Below are 19799 nucleotides of genomic sequence, written 5' to 3'. Positions count from 1 at the left end.
AACTGCTTGCGTTTTCCCAGGTCACAAGCTTGCCGCTCTTCTCGCTAATTCACCAAATCGAGTTAAATCACATACATGAGCGATTTTTGTTCCGTAGGGGGGGCCTGCCACCAAACCTGACAAGCCTGCCCCCTTGCCGGATTCGGGGGTCGTCCCGCTGCTTAGTAGTCTTTGGCAGCTGGAGAGTTCATCCAGGCTTCGTAGAACTCTTCGTAGGCGTCGGCCAGCACGGCTTCGCGGGCGCGGCGCATGAGGTCGAGCAGGAAGTGCAGGTTGTGCACCGACAGCAAAATGGCGCCGAGCATCTCGTTTTGCTTCACAAGGTGACGCAGGTAGGCGCGCGTGTAGTTTTGGCAGGTCGGGCACGTGCAGTTGTGGTCAAGCGGCGTGAAGTCGCGCGTATATTTCGCGTTGCGCATGTTCATGCGGCCCGTGCTGGAAAACGCGGTGCCCATGCGCGCGGTGCGGGTGGGCAGCACGCAGTCGAACATGTCGACGCCCTCGCGCACGGCGCGCACGAGCGTGGTGGGGTTGCCCACGCCCATAAGGTAGCGCGGCCGGTCCTCGGGGCAGGCGCGCGCCACCTGGCCGAGCGTCTCGAACATGGTCTCGTGGTCCTCGCCCACCGAGTAGCCACCGATGCCGAAGCCGCCGAAGCGGCGCCCGCCCGCGGCCAGGCTTTCGTCCTCGATTTCGCGCAGGCGGCGGATGCTTTCCATGCGCAGGTCAAGCTCCATGCCGCCCTGCACGATGCCGAACAGCGTCTGATCAGGGCGTTTGTGCGCGGCCAGGCAGCGACGCGCCCAGTTCGCCGACAGGTCCACGGCGTTGGCCACGAAGCTGCGCTCGGCCGGGTACGGCGTGCACTGGTCCAGCTGCATGGCAATGTCGGCTCCGATCTGCTCCTGGATGTGCATGTTGGACTCGGGCGTCCAGCGCACGTAGCTGCCGTCGTAGATGCTGCGGAACGTCAGGCCATCGGCGTCAAGCTTGAGCGTGTCGGCCAGGGAAAACACCTGGAACCCGCCCGAGTCGGTAAGCATGGGGCCGTCGTAGTTCATAAACTTGTGCACGCCGCCGGCCTCTTCGACCAGGTCAGCGCCCGGACGCATGGACAGGTGATACGTGTTGGCCAGCACCACCTGGGACTGCAGGTCGTGCAGCTGGTCGACCGTGATGCCCTTCACCGTGGCCGACGTGCCCACGGGCATGAACATGGGCGTGCGGAACGTGCCGTGCGCCGTCTCGTACGAAAGCGCGCGGGCGTGGCCGCTTTGCGCCTCGATGGTGCAATCGAACAGGGCCATGAGCTAGTCCTCCATCCCGTTGATCACGAAGCTGGCGCCGCCGGAGCGACCGGCTTCCTCAAGCGTTTTCGCGCCGCCGGCCGTGCCGTCCTCGATGCCGTTGGCCGCAAGCGCGCGCTCGCGGGCGACCGCGGGCACAAGCGCATCGCCGACGCCCTGCGCGGGGTCGCCGCACACAGGCAGCGTTTCCACCCAGTCCGCGAACTTCTCGAGCGAGCCGTGGCGCACACTGAAAACCTCGAAGCCCACCGGGTCGATAAGGAAGTCGGTGACCAGAAACGCGTCGCAGCCAAGCTGGCAGGCGGCAAGGTCTTCCTTCGTGTTGTTGCCCACCATCAGCACGTCGCGCCCGTCGACGCCGGCGGCGGCCAGGTTTTCCGCATAGTAATTTGGCTTGGGCTTGACGGCCGTGGAGTTCTCGTACGTGGTGATGCGCGCGAAGGCCGCCGGATCAACGCCGGCCCAGGTCAGGCGCCATTCCACGGCGCGACGCGGAAACATAGGCATGGTGGCCAGCACCAGCGGGTAACCCTTAGCGGCAAGCGCGTTGATGGCGCGCACGGCCGCGGGGTTCGGCTCCACGTCGTCGCCGAGCTTGCCGAACTCGTTCTCGTAGAAGTCGGTGATGGCATCGGTGAGCGTGTCGGGCGTGACGCCGTCGGGCAGGTCGATGGCGGCCAAAAACTCCGGCCAGAACGACTCGGCGTTCGCATGGCCCGTGTCGTTGGTGGCCATGGCGATGATGCCGCGCTTCATGCCGGCCATGAACTGGTCGGTCGCGATGCCCATGCGCGCCACATAGCCGCCGAGCGCGGCGAAATAGCGCTTCATGAACGCGTCGACGTCCATGGGAAGCAGCGTGCCATCGAGGTCGAAGAAGACGGCGCGGTAGGTTCTTTTCTCCATATGATGTGCCTTTCCGCAAGCTTGCCCGGATGGGGCTTGCCGCAGGTGGGTTGCATAATTGCCTGCGTGGTAGTATAGGCGAAGCGCCGCGGCGGCGACGCAATACCCATCGAAAAAGGAGTTCGAATGAAGCTGTTGTTGCATGCGTGCTGCGGGCCGTGCTCGCTTGAGCCCACGCGCCTGCTGAAGGCCGCCGGGCACGACATCACCATTTACTATGCGAACTCCAACATCCACCCCGCCGAGGAATACCGGCACCGGCTGGCAACGCTGCGCGCGTGGGCCAGTGCGGAAGGCTTCGATGTGCTTGAGGGGCCGTACAACCCCGCTAGCTGGGAAAACGTGTGCGGACGCATCGGGGACGCGGCCATTGCGAACGTAGAGCGCCAGCGCACAGGGGCGGCCGCAAACAGCCGGTTGCAATCGGTTACCGACGCACAGGCGGAAGAAGGCGGCGAAGACAATCGCGCGGACTTGGAAGCCGCATCCGCTGCAACAGGTGCTCGTTCGCAGGCAGATGTCCATGCCGCGGCCGTCGCAAGCACGTGCGACGAAAGCAATGGCGCCGAACACGCTTCGCAAGCCAGCCTCACTGACTCCACCCCCGCAGGCGAACACGTCAATTCGAACGCGCCGGCCGAGAGCGCCCCTTTGCGCGCGGCCGTACTTTCCGTGGACCCCGCGCGACGCGAAGCCCGCTGCCGCGCGTGCTATCGCATGCGCCTGGAAGAGACGGCGCGCGTTGCGGCCGAGCGCGGGTTCGACGGCATCGGCACCACGCTTTCGGTCAGCCCCTACCAATATACCGACGTCATTCGCGAAGAGGTCGAGCGCGCCGCAGCGGGCGCGGGCGTAGCGCCCGTGTTCGAGGACTTCCGCCCCTACTACGACGAGGCCACGCGCCGAAGCCGCCAGCTGGGCATGTACCGGCAGAACTTCTGCGGCTGCCGCATCAGCGACTTGGAAGCCGCCGCCGAACGAGCCGAACGCAAGGCCGAGCGAGCCGCGGCGAAGGCCGCCGAGCGAGCCGCCCACGCCGATGAGCGCGCCGCCGAAAAAGCCGCCCTCGCCCGCCACAAGGCCGAGCGTGCCGCCTACGACCAAAAGCAAGCCCGCAAGCGCGCCATCCTCAAAGCCCTACGCGAACAGGGGAAATAGCCGAACGCCGCAACAGACCGCGCCCGCCTAATCTGGAAATACCGCAGGTTTTCACCGGCTGTAGCAATCGGCTGCTATGCTGGCTTCGTTCAACATCCCCGGGGCGCGGCCCCGATTCGCAAGGTGGTATCAACGTGGCGTTTGCCAAAATCAAGCAGCACTACGAAGTGGTGGTTGCGTTTTGCTGCTTTCTTATCCTGTTCACCAACATCGGCCTGCCGTCGACGTCGTTTTCCGTGTATCAGCCGTACCTGGTCGACCTGCCGGGCGTGGGGCACTCGGGCGGGTCGATCATCGTGTCCGTGCGCACGTTCGTGTCGCTGCTGGCCATGCTGGTGGTCGGGCGCTACTACGACCTGCTCGATTGCCGCGCAGGCGCGTGCCTGGCGTCGGTGTTCGTGAGCATCGGCTTTTTGCTGTATTCGCTGAACACGGGCAATTTCCCCGGGCTGTGCGCCGCATCGGTGTTCACGGGGCTTGGCTACGGGCTGGGCGGCATGATTGCCTCGACCATGCTTATCAACCGCTGGTTCCGCGTGAACGTGGCCACCGTCGCCGGCGTGGCGGCCGTGGGCTCGGGTGTGGCGGCCGTTATCATCCCGAACTCAGCCGTGGCGCTTATCGACGCGTTCGGGCTGTCCTCGGCATTCGCATTCGAGGCGGCACTGGCGCTGGTGCTGGGCGCCATAACGTTCGCTCTTCTGCGAAACGACCCGCGTGACCTGGGGCTGAAACCCTACGAGGGCAAAGCTGGCGAAGGCAGCCAAACCGCCGGCAGCCGCAATGCTGGCGAAGACAAACCCGCGCGCAAGCGGCACGCCAACCGCGACCTGTCCCCGAAGGCCATGCCGCTTCTGCTGGTGGCCATGGTGGCCATCGGCTGCGCATCGGTGGGCGGCGGCAACTACCTGGCCGTGCTGTTCACGTCCGAAGGCTTCAGCGCCGAAAGCGCCGCCGCCATGGTAGCCATCAGCGGCGCGTGCCTGACGGTGGCCAAGCTTGCCAGCGGCGTGGTGTTCGACCGCGTCGGCACGCGCAACGGGTCCATCGCCTTCTTCGCGCTCTACATCGGCGGCACCGCCATTTTGTGCCTGTCGGACATGGGCAACACCGGGCTTGCGGGCGCGGGCGCGTTCATGTTCGGCCTGGGCATGTCGCTGGGCACCGTGGGCATTTCCGTATGGTCCATCGAGCTGGCGCCGCGCGGCAAGGAAACGCGCACCATCAAGAACTTCCAGGTGTGCTATGCGCTGGGCGGCTTCATTTTCACATTCCTACCAGGCTTTTTGACCGAAGCGTTCGGCACGTACCTCGTGTCGTACGCCATCCTGCTGGCGCTTTTGGTAGTGGCGGCGGCCATCATCATCAGCGTGTACGCAGCAACGGAAAAGCGCACGAAAGAAGCCGCGTAACCAGGGCTTCGGGCAAACAGCAGGATGTTGCGACGCCCCTTATACGCAGCGTCGCAACATGGCAAGACGGCAGATCGCCTATGGCAAGAATTCGGGAATTCTGTTCCCGAGCAGCGGCTTAGCTGCCCCATTTGGCAAGAATCCACGATTCCTGTACCACCAAAACGTCTCCAACGTTACAGAAGCCCCAGATTCTTACCATTTCAGCCGGATAATTGGTTCTGCGAGGACATTTCAAGCTACAGAAAACCGCTATTCTTGCCGCAAAACTTTGGCGAGTCGCTCGAAGCTACAGGAATCCAAGATTCTTGCCAACGCAAAACGACCTCTTCGCCCATAGACATGATAAAATTCGGGTAAGATTTTGAGAGGAGGCGCTTCATGAATATTCGTCCCATTTCAGACTTGCGCAACAAATATGGCGAAGTGGAAAAAGACGTGCACGAAAGCGGCCCGGTGTTTCTGACGAAGAACGGTTACGGATCCATGGTGGTTATGTCGATGGAACAATTCGAGCACATCAATGGGTCAGTCGAAGATGCGCTCGATGCCGCAGACAAGCAAGCGGCAACGACAACGCAACGTTACACGCACGACGAAGTGTTCTCCTCCATCCGAAAGGGGCTCTCCTATGAACGAGACGCCCGAGCCCTTTAAGCTGCGCTACCTTCCGCTGTTCTGGGACGATTTGAACGACGCCGTGTCCTATATCGCGAACACGCTTGGCAACATGGCCGCAGCGGAGCATCTCATCGGCCAGGTGGAAGCGAAGATTCTTGACTATCAGCAGAATCTGACGGTAGCCACGGTTTACCGCTCAAGTCGCCCGCGTGCCCAAACACACTATTGGTTCGCAGTAGGTAATTACATGGTGTTCTATGTTGTTGAAGGCAACGTGATGGAAGTCAGGCGCTTTCTGTTCGGCAGTCGCGATTTGACCCGCATGCCTCTGTAGATGACGGCCCCGTCGGTTTCGGCGGAACCTGTCCCCTCGTCAGGTTTTAGCGCTAGATTTCGTAGGACTGAGCGAAAGCTCCGCCCCACAAGGCAGCGCGAAGCGCGACGCTAACATCAAAAAGCGCGCGAAGAAACCCTAACGCGCAACTTGCTTTCCTGTTTGCGGCTGATTATAAAGAGCGATTCTGAAAACTGTCTGAAGTTTACTCGTGTATACAAAATGATTTCATAAGCAGCCCGCCCAATGCGCGTGGACCTGACAAGGGGACAGATCATATGTCGGGCTCATCGCATTGCGAAGCTGCGAGAGCAAGGTGCTGCGTCGATTGAGCCCAGGCCGCCACGTAGCGTTCACTTTTGTGCCTCGATGGCGTCGAGCAGTTCCTGCTTCGAATGCACGTCAACCTTGCGGTAGATGTGCTGCAGGTGCGTGGTGACCGTGCCGCGCGATATGACCAGCTCTTCTTGAATGCGCGCCGCCGAACGGCCTTTCGCGAACAGTATAAGAATCTCCGTTTCGCGCGGCGTCAAGCCGCAATCACGCGCCAGCTTCGTACACCGTTCCTTAAACGGGGCCGGCTTCTTTTTGGGCGGGTTTTCCTTCGATTCCGCAACAAGCGGTGCAAGCTTCTGCGCAATCGGATCGTTTGCTGCCTCTTCAGGCGTTAATGGATCTATGTGGGGAATATCGGCTGGGTCGATGTTTGCATCGTCCATAATCTCATCGATGGTGCGCGCAACGCCAATCTGATGCTGAATGATAATCGCTCCTGCCGCAAGGGCTTGCGCATACGGGTCGCTCTCCCCGTCGCCTTCGCCGTATTCTCCCTCGTCATCGGCCATGTTTTCACCAACGGACATGACCATGTTCTGCCGGTCCACAATGTCCACCAAGTCATCGTCTTTCATGACGAACAGGCACACGGCGAACACCACCAGCGTGCCGCACGCCGCAAGAAAGCTTGCCAACTGCGGCGTAAGCGGCACCGTCGAGCCAAGCGGCGCGGCAAGCATCTGCCCAGCGGTGCTGCCAAGCGTCAGCATGCCCCACCCGATGCCGAACGTGGCAGCGGCCGACAAGCGGAAGTTGTACGTAAGATCGGCCAGCAAAATCCACACGAACGCGTTGAATGCGTTGTACCCGATAAGCGTGATAAGCGGGCCAAGCCAATACAGCCCCGCCAGGTTAGAAAGCGACGGCACAAACGCAATAGAAGCCGCAATGGTGAACGTGATGAGCTTGTACAGGCCGCGAAACGTGTTATCGCGGCGCAACAGCTCGAAGCCCACCAGCAGCACGGCAAGCACAACGCTGCTGGTCAGCATGGCAGGGTGATAGAAATCGAACGAGGAAATGCCCGTGAGCGAGATGAACACCTGGCGGGCAACACCATCGGCCAGGCCGATGCCAAGCGCGCACGCGCCCACGCGCACGATCAGGCGCGGCGTGGGCATGATCAGCCGCGAGCTGCGATCCATCCACACCAGCGCCGGGCACGCGCGAAAACGGCGGCTTTCGCGCATCATGATCAGCCCCGATACCACCGGCAACGCCGACGTCACCGCAAGCTGAACGGCGAACGGGGTAAACGACACGGCAGAGAACACCACGGCGGCGATAAGCACCGCCACGGGAATCTCGATGCCCACATCGGCAGGCGGACGATTGCGGTGGATTTCGCCATATCCTAAATGAATAAGGCCCGAGCCCACGCCCGTAGCCACGCCGCCTACCAGCAGCAAGGCAAGCGGAGCGTCAGCCAGAGTGCTTGCGCCCACCGCGCAGATGGTGCCCAAAACCGTCGCCGCTATGGAAGCGACTTGGCCAGCCGGGCGCGTCAGCACGCGTTCGATAGCGTGAGGAGCGAAGCCGCCGGCGAACAATGTAATAGTCAGCGCAACAGACGAGCTGACGTACACGGCAAGGCAAACGGAGTCAGGCGCACCCGAAAGCACACCGACGCCCATGCCCAAAAACATCATGTACACCCACGCACGAACGAACCCGAAGCCCCACACGCAGCTATTGAAAAATGTTCGGATATCGTGCCCTTCGCGGGCAAGCGCTTCCTCTTCGAAAGCTTGATCGCCTACGGCTCCCCTCATGCGTTCCCCTCACGCTCAATTATTTCCCCGCCACTATTGTACCATCGGCCCGCCAATGCGAACGAAATGCGAGAACTATGCATCATACGCGTTTGACCAGGTATTTCTCCAATATCATGCAAAACGTGTTATAGGCACTTTTGCGCGTTTCGCGCCCGATTTCTCATCTAATGCATGATGTGCGCGCCCGCGAAAGCAGGCATACTCGAACCGTCGGGTTGAGGAAACCCGATGCCGGAGGGGGGCAGTCGCCAAGGGGGCGCGACAAGCCGAACGCCATCGTCTGAGCGTTCGATACATCATGGCGCACGGCGCATCGCCAACCCACCTTCCTCCGGGAACGCAGACGAACAAAGAGGAGGATTCATGGGGAAGCTGACTATGACACGTCGCACGTTCGCGAAACTGTCGGCTGCAACCGCCGCCGCCGCGACCGTCGGCGCTGCAAGCTACGGAACCGCGCTCGCTGAGAACAAGGTTTCGCAAGCCGAAGCGTCCGAGATCAAGCGCATCCGCTCTTGCTGCCGTGGCTGCGGCAAGATGGAATGCGGCGTTTGGGTGACCGTGCAGAACGGGCGCGTCATCAAAACCGAAGGCGACCAGTCGTCTTCGCAGTCCTCGGGCAACCACTGCTCGAAGGGCCAGGCATCGCTGCAGGCGTGCTACCATCCGCAGCGCATCTATCACCCCCTGAAGCGCACGAACCCCAAGGGCGAGGACCCGGGCTGGGTGCGCATCAGCTGGGACGAGGCCATGGAATCCATCGGCAAGGGCTTCAACGAGGTCATCAAGAAGTACGGCGGCCAGGCTTGCTTCGGCATGTGCGGCACGTCGCGCCAGTGGGTATACGGCCCCTACGCATTCTACAAGTGGCTGTTCGACAGCCCCAACAGCCGCGTGGCATCTTCCATCTGCAAAGGCCCGCGCCGCCTGATGGGCTGGCTGAGCTCTGTTGACGGCGCCCCGTGGTTTGCGTTGCGCGACGGGCCACGCGTGTACGTGCAGTGGGGCACCTCGCCTGAAAACTCGAATTACGACGACTCGTGCCGCAACATCGTTGACAAGATGACCGAGGCCGACGTGCACATCTGCATCGACCCGCGCCTGTCCGGTTCGGGCAAGGAAGCCGATTACTGGCTGAACCTTGAGCCCGGCACCGACTGCGCGCTGGCGCTGTGCTGGCAGCACATCATCATCGAACACGACCTGGTGGACTGGGAATTCGTCAAGCGTTGGACGAACAGCCCCATCCTGGTGGTCGACGACATGGAGCCTACGGGCGGCCGCTACCACACGCTATCCACGAACGTGCAGGTCATGCCCGACCTTACCGGCGAAAAACTGAAGACGCGCCTGTTGAAGGAATCCGACCTGAAAGAAGACGGTTCGTGCCGCAGGTTCATGGCCTGGAATAAAAACGCCAACGACGGCCAGGGCGGCCTGGTGTACTGGGATACCGACGAAACCCAGTGGGAAGGCTGCCACCACACCGCGCCTACGCGCGACCAGATGGACGTCGTGTACGAAGGCACGTCGCAGGAAGGCTACCTGCCCCCGCTGTCTTACAACGAGCTGACTGACGCCGGCATCGACTTCGACATGACGGGCAGCCATCAGGTGACGCTGGCCGACGGCAGCGTGCACACCGTGCGCCCCGTATGGTCTTACTTGGTGGAGTCCGTGAAGGACTGCACCGTCGACTGGTGCTCGAAGATCACGAAGCTTGATCCGAAGCTCATCGAGGACGCTTGCCTGGCTTGGGCCACGCGCCCCGAGGGCCAGAAGTACGGCAACGGCGGCATCCACCTGAACCTGTCTCCTGACCAGGAAGGCGCCTGCACGCAAACCGTGCGCGCGGTGCTGAACCTCACCTACACCACCGGCAACTTCGACGGCCCCGCCGGCAACCGCGGCCTTTCACGCACGCCCGTCGACGAACAGTCCACCGCTGCCCCGGGCACGAACATGCCGCAGGCCGTCAAGCACGTGCTGTCCGGCCTAGGCGCGCTGCCGCCCATGTACGAGGGCACGGTGCCGAAGTACGAGATCACGAACCTGCCCGACCAGTACGACGTGTACTCCAACATGGTGGGCGCAGACAAGTACCCCGTCACAGCGCTGTACAACGAGTGGTGCGACGTCACCAGCATGTACGAGGCCATCCTCACCGGCGACCCGTACCCCATCAGCGCAGGCATCAACGAGGCCGGCTCATTCATGAACGAGGGCAACGCGAACCTGGCGTGGGACGCCCTGCAGTCGCTTGATATGTGGGTTGACCTGAACATGTTCCATCACCCCTCTACGGAGATGGCCGACATCGTGCTCCCCGTGGCGCACTGGCTGGAAATCAACAACATCCGCGTGTCCCAGGGCGCATCGGGCGGCATCGGCATGACGTGCCGCGCCGTCGAGCCCCCGGCAGACGTGAAGTTTGACTACGACGTGAACCGCCTGATCTTCGAGTCGTTCGAGAAGCAGGGCAATCCCAACGGCACGTGGACGAACATCAAGGGCGACGCGCCCGGCGCCTACGACTCCGACGAGCGCATGGAAGACTGGTTCCGCGCCCACAACGAAGTCGATGGCTTCGGCGACCGCTACCCCGGTTGCAAGTGGCAGCACATGCAGGAGTACGTCGATGACTTCCAGGAGCACGGCTGGTTCAACGCCAAGGTGCTTGAGCCGAACCGCTGGGGCACGTACCGCCGCTTCGAAACGGGCTGGATGCGCATGGGCAAAGACGCCTGCACCGCTTCCCCCTGGTCGAAGAACGAAGACGGCACGCCCACGGACAAGAACTTCGGCTGCCCCACGCCTTCGGGCTTGGTGGAAATCTGGTCCATCATGTTCGAGACGTACTGCCTGGACAAGGCCAACGAGTTCCAGCCCGGCAAGTTCGACGTCATGAAGGAAATCATGCCGAACTACGAGCCGTGCGTCAGCGCCCCGGGCGGCGCATGGGAAACCGAGCAGTCCAAGCAGGACTACCCGATCATCCTGACCACCGGCCGCCGCATCCCGGTGTACTTCCACTCCGAGCACAGGCAGCTGCCGTGGTGCCGCGAGCTGTGGCCCGTACCTCGCCTGGAGCTCAACCCCGCCGATGCCGAAAAGCTGGGCCTCAAGCAGGGCGACTGGGCATGGATTGAAGTGGAACCGCACTCCGACCTGGGCAAGCAGTACTGCACGAAAATTCGCCAGTGCGTCGATCTGTACGAAGGCATTGCCGAAGGCTGGGCGAACGCCGAGCATGCTTGGTGGTTCCCGGAGCTTCCGGCCCCCACGCACGGCTTCAAGCTGTCCAACGCCGAGTGCCTGTGGGACCCCATGGCCGCCGACAAGTTCATCAGCTCCACGCACATGCGCGGCGTGCGCTGCAAGATCTACAAGGCAACGCCTGAGAACTGCCCCGATGGCAAGGTCATTCCCTGCGCCACCGAGGACGGCACCGAAATCATCCACGATTCCTCCGACCCGCGTCTGAAGGAATGGATGCCCGACTATGAAATCAGGAAGGAGGCATAAACCATGACGCAATACGCCATTCTCACCGACTTGAACCGCTGCGTGGGCTGCATGGCATGCATGGTCTCCTGCAAGGTCATCAACGGTGTGCCCATCGGCTCGTACTGGAACAAGATGCTGCGCATCGGCCCCTACAAGCGCAAGGACTACAAAACGTCCAATGACGTGGACATGTACTACCTGAGCGTGCAGTGCCAGCATTGCGAGAACCCGAAGTGCGTCGAGGTGTGCCCCACCGGCGCCAGCCACAAGATGGCCGACGGCACCGTGCAGATCGACAAGGCCAAGTGCATCGGCTGCCAGTTCTGCGCCATGTCTTGCCCCTACAACGTCCGCTACCTCAACGAGGAAGAGCGCGTGGTTGAAAAGTGCACGCTGTGCGAGCAGCTGACCAGCCAGGGCGGCCTGCCCCAGTGCGTGGCCCAGTGCGGCGGCCGCGCCCGCTTCTTCGGCGATTTGGACAAGGGCATCGAAAGCTTCGAAGCGCCGCGCAACGCCTACAAGGCCGACCGCGAGCACAACGACTTCCAGTATGACCAGCTGTTCGAGGGCAACCGCATCACGTTCGGCGAGCTGGGGCAGCCCTACGACAAGCAAACCGAAGTGCACCACCTGCCGAACGCGGGCAACGACCCCAGCTTCGTGTACGTGCTGCGCGACCGCGAGTGGAAGGGAGATGAATAATGGAACTCCAATGGCCTTTGATTATCTTCACCACGCTCGTGTCGTGGTGCGCGGGCACGTTCGCCACGCAAGCGTACCTGGCGCTTAAGGGCACCGGGCAGAAAGCGCAGATACGCTGCTGGATTGTCTCTGCGGTGCTTCTGGTGGTTGGCGGCATCGCCGTGTTCTTCCACTTGCAGCATTGGGAGCGCATCTTCAACGGCTTCGGACACATTACCTCCGGCATCACGCAGGAGCTTATCGCCATCATCGTGCTTGCCATCGTGGCCGTGATTTACCTGGCCATGCTGCGCAAGAACAAAGGCAGCGTGCCGAAGTGGGTTGCCATCCTGGCCATCGTCATGAGCGCCGTGCTTGTGGTGGTGATGGGCCACTCCTACATGATGGAAGCGCGCCCGGCCTGGTGCAACGTGCTGTGGATCGTGTCGCTTCTGGGCGTGGCGTGCATCCTGGGCCCCGCAACGGTAGCCGTGGTGTGCGAGACGGTTGGCGAAGACGCCTCTGAGCTAGGCATGCCCGCATTCGTCGGCTCCATCATCAATGCCGTGGCCTCGCTTGCGGCGGCGCTGATGATCAACACCACCCACGTCAGCGAAGTGGGCAACTACTACGACCTGACGCACCCGATGAAGGACATCACCGCATCCGGCCTGAACGTCTTCGGCGGCGAAAGCCTTATCCCCACGCTGCTGATGATCGTCCTGGGCTGCGCGGCTCCGATTGCCTGCGCTTACATGGGCAAGAAGACCGGCAACTGGAAGGTGTACGGCACGGCGGCCGTGGTATGCGCTGTCATCGGCGCCGTGTGCCTGCGCGCCGTGTTCTACCTGGCAGGCGCCTCGGTGTTCGGCATCTACTAGGAAGCAAAGCGGGACGCCGCATCGCAGACGGCGCCCCGCTCAAGCTTGAAGGCCCTTACGGAGGCAGGATTCGTTTCCCCACCCCCTTGCAACGCGAATCCAGCCCCCGTAAGGGCCTTTTCGCGCGTTATGCTGTTGCGCTACTGTTCGCCTTGCGCAAGACCAGCTCGCTCGTAGGCTTCTTTCACGATGGCGTCGTCGGGCTTGATGTCGGCGACGATGTGCAGCGTGCACGTGGACGTCAGGCGCACTTTGCCCTGCTCGTCGGACACCACCACTTCGGACACGCACGTGGTGCGGCCGAAGTGCACGTTGCGAGCCTCAAGCACCAGCTTCTCGCCAATGCTAACGCCACGGATGAAGTTCACATTGCACGTTTGAGTGACGGCGTGTTTGCCGTACGACCACGTGATGGTGGAGCCCACCACGTCGATGATGGCCATCAAGAAGCCGCCGAACGTGCCGCCGCCCGTGTTCGTGGCGTTTTCCGGGATGGTCACGGTGCTGCGCGTATAGCCCGGCTCGATAACCTCGGGGTTCAGGTCGTTGATGTAGGCGCGGTTGCGGTCGTACAGCATCTGCAAGCTCACGCGCACGTGCTCTTTCATGGGTCCTTCGGGTGCTGTCATAAGATTCCTTTCTCGAAAAACGAACATGCCGCACGCGGGCGCGTGCGGCATGAGGGAAACACTACTTCTGATGAGCTTCGGCCTGTTTACGTTGCTTCTCGGCGAAGTGCTCTTTCGTAACGATTTTTGTAATGAACGTGCCTTCCGAAATGGTGTCGCCCAGCTCGTCGGTGGCAATAACGTGCCAGAACTGCTTGCGACCGCCGTACGAGGGCTCTTCGCGCTCAAGCTCGGCCACGCCGGTGATCATGCCGTCTTTGCGCGCCTTCTTGTGGCGAATGGTGGTTTCCAAGCCGAAGATCAGCTCTTTGTCGAAATCCGTTCGCTCTTCGGCCGCACGGCTTGCACACGACTCCAGCAGCGCGATGGTGGCGCCGCCATGCAAAAACCCGTGAGGCTGATAGATTTCGGGCCGCACCGGCATGCGCATCTCCACGCGATCGGCGCTGACGCTGACCGTGGTGATGCTCAGGGTGTCAAGCAACGTCATAACGTCCTCCTAAAACACGAAGGGGCCGCAAGCGCAGCCCCTTTGCTCCTACTTGGTTTGCAAACCCAGTATACTGATACGTTTAATCAGCTTCGCCGGACAAATCGGCAGGCGTGCCCTTTGCGGCTTTGAGCTGCTGCGCCGGCGCCTCATCAAACGGCGCATTTGCCTGCCGCAGCACATCAATCGGCTGGGCAACTTCGGGAATCAGTTCGGTTTCGCGCCGGTCGAACGGCACGCCACTACCCGCAAGCGGCACCGTGGGCTGCGCATCAGCCGCAGCTGCACCGCCCTGCTCCGCTGCCTCTTCCCGACGCAGACGCTCGGCATCGGCACGCGCTTCCTCTTCCAGGCGCGCCGCCGTAGCAGCCGTACCTGCAACAGCGCCCATATCCTGGTCGTAAGCCGCCTGCTTCACGTCGCCCTTGAACGCCTTCGTGGTGTTGATAAGCACCGCGCCGATGATAAACGGCATCCAGAACACGATGCCGCGATACACCAGGCCGATGGCCGTGCCTGCCGCCGCCGTCTCGCCAAAGCTGGTAAACGCCACCACCACGGCCGCCTCAACCACGCCGACGCCCTGCGGCGTGAACGAGATCATGGCGAACAGCGTTGCCACCACGTAGCCGCACACCAGCGCCGGCGCGTTCTGCACGCCAAAGCCGATGCCCACCAGCACGAAGCACGACAGCTCGCACAGGCTGGCAATCAGCGAGCAGCCATACGCCTGCAGCGTGGGCTTCGGGCTGTGGCCAATCATGCCGGCCGCCTCGGAAAACGCCTTCGCAATGCGATCGGCCCACGGCTCAAGCGGCTTTTTGCGCACGCGCGAAACAACCTTGCAGCTCAGCCGCTCCACGGGGCGCAGGATGCGCATGAGCGCGTCGGGCTTGCGATACGCAAGCACCAGCAGCATGACCATGGTTCCCACCAGGCACAACACCACCATGCCCATGCAGAACCACACCGGCGACAAACCCACCGTGGCCGCCAGGAAAATAAACGCGCACACCATCAGCGTGGAAAACGCGCCGTCGATGGTGATCTGCATCAGCAGCGCCGCGCCCGTGGCCTTGCCGGCGGGAATGCCACGCCGGCGCGCATCGTCCACCACCAGCGTAGTGCCCGCCAGGTTCATGGACGGCGCGATGGTGTTCATGAAGAACGTGCCGAACACCAGCGGCAACGTGGATTTCGGCTCCATGTACTCACCCACGGCGGCAAAGCTGCGCGAGTACGCGAAGCTTTGCGCGAAGTACTTGCACAACTGCGTGAGGATGGCCGCCACCAGCGGCAGGGGGCTTCCCTGCTTCATGGTTTCGCCAAGCTCAACCAGCTGGTCGCCGCGCAGGAACACCACCGCCAGCACGATGATGAGGATGACGCCCATGAACAGGTTTTTCACGTTGAATTTCATGCAGAAGCCCTTACTATTCGCCTTGCGCGCACGCAGGGCGCAGGGTCTGATCGTCTGAAGTCGCACTGCCGCCGCGCTGAGCCACGCAATCCGAAGTGGCATCGCCATCGCCGCGCGTCATGCCCGCGCACCGGGCCGAGTCACCCGAAACGCCAGCGTCGCTGGCGCACGCAGCTGCGGACGAAACGCTGCCGGCAACAGGCTGCAGACCGCTTATGAACTCGCGCAGGTCGGAGTGCAGCAGAAAGTCCAGCTCAGCGGCACCTTGCGCGCTCTCATCCGTTTCGATGAACAGAAAGCCGTAGCAGCCAAACGTAGGCACGTCGAACTGGCGCAGCTCAAGCACGTTGGCGAAGCGCTGGGAAAACGCCTGGTAATCGAACGTTTCCCCGCCCGTCACGCCCGCCGGCGGGTTCAGCAGCGACATGGTATACACATGGTTGCCCGCATAGGCGAACGCAGCGTCGAAGTCAGGCAGCGCACCGGTCAAAAACGCCTCGTACGTGCGGAAACCGAACGCGTGCTGCGCCACGTCGGTGCCGCCAAGGCCCGCAAAGCGCAGCGGGTTGAACTCGATGGGCCGCACCACGCCGTCTTCGCCAACGCGCACCTCAACGTGCACAGGGAAATTCCGCGCGCCCACCAGGGCATTCACGCGCGTCAGCCACGCTTCGAACACCGGCGCGTTCTCGCGCACGACGGCCGCGGACGTGGTGTACATGCGATCGGACGTGTCGTCGGGGCCGGCGAAGTCGTGGCGCAGCACGTTGAGCACGTGCGCCGCCCCCGCCTCGTCGAAGTACGCATCGAGCGCGTATTCCTGCCCCGTGATGTACTGCTCCAGAATGAAGTCGCTGCCGGCAACCACGCTATCGGGATACATTGCCGCCCACGTAGCCGCGTTACGCGCAAAGTCGGCCAGCGCGGCGTCCCACTCGGCGCGGCACGTCACCACATGCACGCCCATGCTGCAAAACCCGCGGGCAGGCTTCACCACGAACGGCACGTGCGCGGCAAGCTCGGCGAAATCAAGCTGCGGCAGCTGGTCAGCCGTGCAGGCGCGGAAGAAAAACCCCTCGTCAAGCTGGGACAGCAGCTTCCGCATGGCAACTTTGTCCTTGAAGGTTGCAATAGCGCGCGTCAGCGACCCGTTGTCGACGTGCTCGGAAATCCACGCAAGCGCGTTCTCGGAGTTCGTGTACACGCGCTCGCCCGCATCAAGGCGCGCGGCGGCTTCGGCGGCGTCCACCAGGTTCAGCGTGCGACCTGAACGAAACGCCTCGCAGCGCGAAAACGCGTTGCGCAGCACCGGGTGCTGGGATTGCTCCAGCCATTCAAGCAGCTGCGGCGAAGCATACGGCTTGTCAAGGATAACCACGTCCCAACCCCTTTCAGCGAACGCGCCGCCTGCCTCGCAGCGCTAGAACGTTCCATCTTCAACCTGCAAGTATACCGCGAGCGCCGCCTCAAAACGCCCCGGTTGTCCAGCCCCCACGCAAACGGTTGCCAACCTGAAACGCGCGCCCCAAAACAGCAAAAGGCGCGAACCCGTAGTTTGGGTTCGCGCCTTCTCCAATAGACAAATTCGCCAAGACCCTACAGTCCAACTTTCGCGGCGCTGTACACGCGGGCCTTGTCGCGGATGTTCTGGAAGTCGAACAGCACCGAAATCAGAAACGCGATGGTCAGCGGGCCGTTGACCAGGCCGTTGTGCGGCGCCAGCAGGAAAATCAGCGGCGCGCCGAACAGCATGATGGGCACGAGCAGCATCACCAGCAGACTGCCCATGCGCTTGTACAGCCCGTAGATAATCGACGCCATAACGTACAGGAACAGCCCCGTGGCGGCCGAGCCCACAATCGACAGCAGCGCAAGCGCCGCCGCTTTGCCCGCCACCACACCGGCCTCCATGCGCAGGTCCTTCTTCGCCTTCGCGAAGATTTCCTCGCTGGTTTGCGTGTCGGCGTGCGTGGCGCGGAACGGCGCGAAGGGGTCGAACGGGTCGTACTCCACGGTGAAGTCGCCAAACGGCCAGCCGGCGTTCGTGCCGCCCTGGCCGCGCGAGGCGCCGTGCATGCCGTCCCAGCTGGTCCACACATACGTGGTTTGCCCCGGCGTGCCGAACGGCCAGCCGGCAAAGGGGTCGAACGGGTCGGAACCGGCGCCCGCGCCCGAGCCGCCCTGGCCCGGCGTGCCGGCACCGTAGCCCGAAGGGTGCGCGTACGGGTTACCCGCATACGGACGCGGGTCGCGGCGCGGGTCGAACTCCGGCGTCCAGCTGCGATTGATCAGCACGTCGCGCGCTTCGTTGATCTGCTTCGTAAGCTCCTCGGCCTCGGCATGCTCTTTCGAGTCGAGCGGGAACTTGTCGGGATGATGCGCAATGACAAGCTTGCGGTGTGCGCGCTTGATGTCATCGTCGGTGGCGCCTTCGGAAAGGCCCAGTATTTTGAGTGCTTCTGACTTTTTCATAACGCTGACTATACGGGACGGCGTCGGCCGCGGCGGCAACGTCAGCCCGATGTCACGCATTCGTCAGAATCCGAGAACGAAACCGACACGAGAAATCATCCAAAAGTTCGCGAACGGCACGAACAATCCAGCCGAGAGGCGGCCAAGCAAGCCCCCTGCACGCAAAAAGCGGCGGCCCCGCGAAGGGTCGCCGCTGCTCAGCAAACGGTTTTCGCCCGCGCCGCCTAGTGGCGGAAGTGGCGGTGCCCCGTGAACACCATGGCGATGCCGTGCTCGTTGCACGCCTGGATGGACTCATCGTCGCGAATGGAGCCGCCGGGCTGGATGATGGCGGTCACGCCCCACTCGGCCAGCGTGTCCACGTTGTCGCGGAACGGGAAGAACGCATCGGAAGCGCACACCAGGCCCTTCGCCTCAACGCCCATGCGCTCACACGCCTCGTGCGCGCGCTTGCACGCCAGAAGCGCGCTGTCCACGCGGTTGGGCTGGCCCGGGCCCATGCCGATGCCGGCATGGTCGCGCGACACCAGAATGGCGTTCGACTTCACGCCCTTGCACACGCGCCACGCGAACAGGAGCTCGCGCATCTCGTCGTCGGTGGGCTTGCGGTCGGTGGGAACGGTGAACGTGGCCGGGTCCTCGGTCACGCGGTCCACGTCCTGCACCAGCACGCCGCCGTCAACCGAGCGCACCTCCACGGCCGCCGGCGCGTCCACGCCGCCGGTGCGCAGCACGCGCAGGTTCTTCTTCTGCTGCAAAAGCTCCAGCGCCGCCGACTCGAACTCGGGCGCGATCAGCACCTCCACGAACTGCTTGTTCTCGTTGATGTGCTCGACCATCTCAAGCGTGACGGTGCGGTTGGCCGCGATGATGCCGCCGAACGCGCTTTTCGGGTCGCACGCGAACGCCTTGTCGTAGGCCTCGGCGATGGTGGCCGCCGTGGCCGAACCGCACGGGTTCTGGTGCTTCAGGATGATAACGGCCGGCTCGTCGAACTCGCGCACCAGCGACCAGCACGCGTCGGTGTCCAGGATGTTGTTGTACGACAGCTCCTTGCCGTTGAGCTGCTCGGCGTTCACCAGGCTGTGCTCCTGGGCGAACTCCTCCACGCGGTAGAACACGGCCTGCTGATGCGGGTTCTCGCCGTAGCGCAGGTCCTGCTGCTTCTCCATGTACAGCGCGCACTCGGGCGGGAACTCGCCCTGGCCTTCGCCGTCCTCGCAGCCGCAGCCGCAGCCCTCGCCGTGCTCGTGCGGATGCGCGGCCTGAATCTGGTCGAACAGGAAGTCGGCGATGGCGCCGTCGTAGGCGTTCGTCTTCTCGAACACCTCAAGCGCCAGCTCCATGCGCGTGTCGCGCGTGGTGGCGCCGCCGTTTTCGCGCATCTCGGCCAGGATGCCCTCGTACATCTCGGGGTCGGTGACCACCGCAACGCTCTCGAAGTTCTTCGCGGCGCTGCGCAGCATGGACGGGCCGCCGATGTCGATGTTCTCGATGCAGGTGCCGAAGTCCGCGCCGGACTCCACCGTCTTCTCGAAGGCGTACAGGTTCACGACCACCATGTCGATCATCTGGATGCCGTGCTCGGCCGCCTCGGCCATGTGCTTGGGGTTGTCGCGCTTCGCCAGAAGCCCGCCGTGCACCATGGGGTGCAGGGTCTTCACGCGGCCGTCCATCATCTCGGGGAACTTCGTCACCTCGTCGATGGGCGTGACCGGCACGCCAGCGTCGGCGATGACGCGCGCCGTGCCGCCGGTGGAGATGATCTCCGCGCCGAACTCGTCGTGCAGCGCGCGGGCGAACTCGACGACGCCCGTCTTGTCCGTCACCGAGATGAGTACGCGCTTGACCTTCGGATCTGCCACTTACT

The 19799-nt window shown here is 62.8% G+C and carries 16 protein-coding genes; 7 read left to right on the top strand and 9 right to left on the bottom strand.

Going from position 1 to position 19799, the window contains the following annotated elements; all coding sequences use genetic code 11:
• Positions 1 to 161: 161 nt before the first annotated feature.
• Together tgt and ACWI6D_RS05965 are read right to left on the bottom strand one after the other, a co-directional pair.
• On the bottom strand, positions 162 to 1307 hold the full coding sequence (gene tgt, locus ACWI6D_RS05970; protein WP_449134019.1) for a tRNA guanosine(34) transglycosylase Tgt: 1146 nt from the start codon (positions 1305 to 1307) through the stop codon (positions 162 to 164).
• A 3-nt stretch (positions 1308 to 1310) separates the two neighbouring features.
• Positions 1311 to 2213 (bottom strand): HAD family hydrolase, encoded by a 903-nt coding sequence (locus ACWI6D_RS05965; RefSeq protein ID WP_449134018.1) that lies wholly within the window; start codon positions 2211 to 2213, stop codon positions 1311 to 1313.
• A 126-nt stretch (positions 2214 to 2339) separates the two neighbouring features.
• Here ACWI6D_RS05965 and ACWI6D_RS05960 point away from each other — a divergent pair, with 126 nt between their 5' ends.
• The 4 genes from ACWI6D_RS05960 to ACWI6D_RS05945 all read left to right on the top strand — a co-directional run bounded on the left by ACWI6D_RS05960 (position 2340) and on the right by ACWI6D_RS05945 (position 5738).
• Positions 2340 to 3371, top strand: a complete 1032-nt coding sequence (locus ACWI6D_RS05960; RefSeq protein WP_449134017.1) for an epoxyqueuosine reductase QueH — start codon at positions 2340 to 2342, stop codon at positions 3369 to 3371.
• A gap of 134 nt (positions 3372 to 3505) precedes the next feature.
• Positions 3506 to 4783 carry an MFS transporter gene (locus tag ACWI6D_RS05955; protein ID WP_449134016.1) on the top strand — a complete coding sequence of 426 codons (1278 nt, stop codon included), beginning with the start codon at positions 3506 to 3508 and terminating at the stop codon, positions 4781 to 4783.
• A gap of 381 nt (positions 4784 to 5164) precedes the next feature.
• Positions 5165 to 5440, top strand: coding sequence for a type II toxin-antitoxin system Phd/YefM family antitoxin (locus tag ACWI6D_RS05950; RefSeq protein ID WP_302937282.1), 276 nt, complete (start codon positions 5165 to 5167; stop codon positions 5438 to 5440).
• Positions 5415 to 5738, top strand: coding sequence for a type II toxin-antitoxin system RelE/ParE family toxin (locus ACWI6D_RS05945; RefSeq protein ID WP_302937280.1), 324 nt, complete (start codon positions 5415 to 5417; stop codon positions 5736 to 5738). The genes ACWI6D_RS05950 and ACWI6D_RS05945 overlap by 26 nt, the downstream gene beginning before the upstream one ends.
• A 353-nt stretch (positions 5739 to 6091) precedes the next feature.
• Here ACWI6D_RS05945 and ACWI6D_RS05940 read toward each other — a convergent pair whose 3' ends face one another.
• A complete protein-coding gene (locus ACWI6D_RS05940) occupies positions 6092 to 7846 on the bottom strand; it encodes a helix-turn-helix transcriptional regulator (RefSeq protein WP_337368768.1) in 1755 nt (584 codons plus the stop codon).
• A gap of 366 nt (positions 7847 to 8212) precedes the next feature.
• On the opposite strand from ACWI6D_RS05940, the gene ACWI6D_RS05935 reads away from it, so the two are divergent.
• From ACWI6D_RS05935 to ACWI6D_RS05925, 3 genes are read left to right on the top strand one after another with little or no spacing between them, the layout of a single operon-like run.
• Positions 8213 to 11374, top strand: coding sequence for a molybdopterin-containing oxidoreductase family protein (locus tag ACWI6D_RS05935; RefSeq protein ID WP_449134015.1), 3162 nt, complete (start codon positions 8213 to 8215; stop codon positions 11372 to 11374).
• A gap of 3 nt (positions 11375 to 11377) precedes the next feature.
• Positions 11378 to 12058, top strand: coding sequence for a 4Fe-4S dicluster domain-containing protein (locus tag ACWI6D_RS05930; protein ID WP_288285206.1), 681 nt, complete (start codon positions 11378 to 11380; stop codon positions 12056 to 12058).
• Positions 12058 to 12918 (top strand): dimethyl sulfoxide reductase anchor subunit family protein, encoded by an 861-nt coding sequence (locus ACWI6D_RS05925; protein WP_449134014.1) that lies wholly within the window; start codon positions 12058 to 12060, stop codon positions 12916 to 12918. The genes ACWI6D_RS05930 and ACWI6D_RS05925 overlap by 1 nt, the downstream gene beginning before the upstream one ends.
• Before the next feature lie 140 nt (positions 12919 to 13058).
• Here ACWI6D_RS05925 and ACWI6D_RS05920 read toward each other — a convergent pair whose 3' ends face one another.
• The 6 genes from ACWI6D_RS05920 to purH form a co-directional block, all read right to left on the bottom strand.
• A complete protein-coding gene (locus tag ACWI6D_RS05920) occupies positions 13059 to 13547 on the bottom strand; it encodes a PaaI family thioesterase (RefSeq protein WP_303250940.1) in 489 nt (162 codons plus the stop codon).
• A 61-nt stretch (positions 13548 to 13608) separates the two neighbouring features.
• Entirely contained in the window at positions 13609 to 14037 is a 429-nt protein-coding gene (locus ACWI6D_RS05915) for a PaaI family thioesterase (RefSeq protein WP_288285209.1), read from the bottom strand.
• 82 nt (positions 14038 to 14119) lie between these two features.
• Positions 14120 to 15457 carry a lysylphosphatidylglycerol synthase transmembrane domain-containing protein gene (locus tag ACWI6D_RS05910; RefSeq protein WP_449134013.1) on the bottom strand — a complete coding sequence of 446 codons (1338 nt, stop codon included), beginning with the start codon at positions 15455 to 15457 and terminating at the stop codon, positions 14120 to 14122.
• 13 nt (positions 15458 to 15470) lie between these two features.
• Positions 15471 to 16835, bottom strand: a complete 1365-nt coding sequence (locus tag ACWI6D_RS05905; RefSeq protein ID WP_449134012.1) for an ATP-grasp domain-containing protein — start codon at positions 16833 to 16835, stop codon at positions 15471 to 15473.
• 218 nt (positions 16836 to 17053) lie between these two features.
• Positions 17054 to 17929: a J domain-containing protein gene (locus ACWI6D_RS05900; RefSeq protein WP_449134011.1), complete on the bottom strand. Its 876-nt coding sequence runs from the start codon at positions 17927 to 17929 to the stop codon at positions 17054 to 17056.
• A gap of 224 nt (positions 17930 to 18153) precedes the next feature.
• Positions 18154 to 19794, bottom strand: a complete 1641-nt coding sequence (purH, locus tag ACWI6D_RS05895; protein ID WP_449134026.1) for a bifunctional phosphoribosylaminoimidazolecarboxamide formyltransferase/IMP cyclohydrolase — start codon at positions 19792 to 19794, stop codon at positions 18154 to 18156.
• Positions 19795 to 19799: the final 5 nt, after the last annotated feature.

The organism is Senegalimassilia sp. (genome assembly GCF_977052095.1).
The sequence above is the reverse complement of the archived record's forward strand: the minus strand, read 5'-3'. Positions and strand labels throughout refer to the sequence as shown.

What these genes read in the sequence shown, in the direction of transcription:
- ACWI6D_RS05900 (WP_449134011.1), bottom strand. Translation starts at nt 17,929, where the DNA reads ATGAAAAAGTCAGAAGCACTCAAAATACTGGGCCTTTCCGAAGGCGCC.
- ACWI6D_RS05930 (WP_288285206.1), top strand. Translation starts at nt 11,378, where the DNA reads ATGACGCAATACGCCATTCTCACCGACTTGAACCGCTGCGTGGGCTGC.
- ACWI6D_RS05940 (WP_337368768.1), bottom strand. Translation starts at nt 7,846, where the DNA reads ATGAGGGGAGCCGTAGGCGATCAAGCTTTCGAAGAGGAAGCGCTTGCC.
- ACWI6D_RS05915 (WP_288285209.1), bottom strand. Translation starts at nt 14,037, where the DNA reads ATGACGTTGCTTGACACCCTGAGCATCACCACGGTCAGCGTCAGCGCC.
- ACWI6D_RS05950 (WP_302937282.1), top strand. Translation starts at nt 5,165, where the DNA reads ATGAATATTCGTCCCATTTCAGACTTGCGCAACAAATATGGCGAAGTG.
- ACWI6D_RS05945 (WP_302937280.1), top strand. Translation starts at nt 5,415, where the DNA reads ATGAACGAGACGCCCGAGCCCTTTAAGCTGCGCTACCTTCCGCTGTTC.
- tgt (WP_449134019.1), bottom strand. Translation starts at nt 1,307, where the DNA reads ATGGCCCTGTTCGATTGCACCATCGAGGCGCAAAGCGGCCACGCCCGC.
- ACWI6D_RS05935 (WP_449134015.1), top strand. Translation starts at nt 8,213, where the DNA reads ATGGGGAAGCTGACTATGACACGTCGCACGTTCGCGAAACTGTCGGCT.
- ACWI6D_RS05965 (WP_449134018.1), bottom strand. Translation starts at nt 2,213, where the DNA reads ATGGAGAAAAGAACCTACCGCGCCGTCTTCTTCGACCTCGATGGCACG.
- ACWI6D_RS05910 (WP_449134013.1), bottom strand. Translation starts at nt 15,457, where the DNA reads ATGAAATTCAACGTGAAAAACCTGTTCATGGGCGTCATCCTCATCATC.
- ACWI6D_RS05925 (WP_449134014.1), top strand. Translation starts at nt 12,058, where the DNA reads ATGGAACTCCAATGGCCTTTGATTATCTTCACCACGCTCGTGTCGTGG.
- ACWI6D_RS05920 (WP_303250940.1), bottom strand. Translation starts at nt 13,547, where the DNA reads ATGACAGCACCCGAAGGACCCATGAAAGAGCACGTGCGCGTGAGCTTG.
- ACWI6D_RS05960 (WP_449134017.1), top strand. Translation starts at nt 2,340, where the DNA reads ATGAAGCTGTTGTTGCATGCGTGCTGCGGGCCGTGCTCGCTTGAGCCC.